We start from the raw sequence: 622 nt of genomic DNA on the forward strand, positions 1-622 counted from the left end.
GATGATCAATAATATTTCTTATATTTGTGGCGTCACTCATAAAAAAACCTCAGCAAATGGCACTATTTGTCGCCGTAACTGGCTGATTTCTCAGTGCCGTTGGGCTGGTTTAGGCATAGATCACGTGCCGTGATCATCCCGCCAGTTAACTCTTCGGCAAGGAAAGCCTTGGCGGCGCTCATGTGATGGGTTCCTGAAACCCAATATGAAACCGCAGCTTGAGTTACGCCGAGAGCAATTGCAGTTTTTGCTTGGCCACCAAAAAAATTCACAAGCCTCCGGATGGGGGTCATAGGGAGGTAGTCCTAATAAGAATATTTATACAATAAATATAAGATTTATTTTTTGCAACGCCATAAGCGAACTTATAAGCTGATAAGATGACTAACCTAGCCGACAGACTCAAAATCGCACGCGCGCACGCAGGCCTATCCCAGGGCGAACTCGCCCTAAAAGCGGGGATAAAGCAACCTGTGATTTCGCAGCTCGNNTCCTCGAGACAGGAAAAAATGCTGGCAGCAGTTTCGTAGTCAGTATCGCGAAAGCATGCGGCGTTAACGCTGAATGGCTGGTAAACGGTCAGGGAGGCATGCTCCCTGAAACTTCAGGATTTGATGCAAAA

General features: G+C 46.9%; 2 protein-coding genes. One reads left to right on the top strand and one right to left on the bottom strand.

Going from position 1 to position 622, the window contains the following annotated elements; genetic code table 11:
* Positions 1–62: 62 nt before the first annotated feature.
* The gene (locus ALO64_RS06695) at positions 63–293 is read right to left on the bottom strand and encodes a transcriptional regulator (RefSeq protein WP_054991677.1); all 231 of its coding nucleotides are present in this window, start codon (positions 291–293) and stop codon (positions 63–65) included.
* A gap of 87 nt (positions 294–380) precedes the next feature.
* On the opposite strand from ALO64_RS06695, the gene ALO64_RS26195 reads away from it, so the two are divergent.
* Positions 381–530, top strand: coding sequence for a helix-turn-helix domain-containing protein (locus ALO64_RS26195; protein WP_235804978.1), 150 nt, complete (start codon positions 381–383; stop codon positions 528–530).
* Positions 531–622 lie beyond the last annotated feature (92 nt).

The organism is Pseudomonas meliae (assembly GCF_001400515.1).
In the GTDB taxonomy this organism is placed as follows: Bacteria; Pseudomonadota; Gammaproteobacteria; order Pseudomonadales; family Pseudomonadaceae; genus Aquipseudomonas; species Aquipseudomonas amygdali.

Bases quoted from the DNA above. Each gene is read 5' to 3' on its own strand.
- ALO64_RS06695 (WP_054991677.1), bottom strand. From the start codon at position 293: ATGACCCCCATCCGGAGGCTTGTGAATTTTTTTGGTGGCCAAGCAAAA.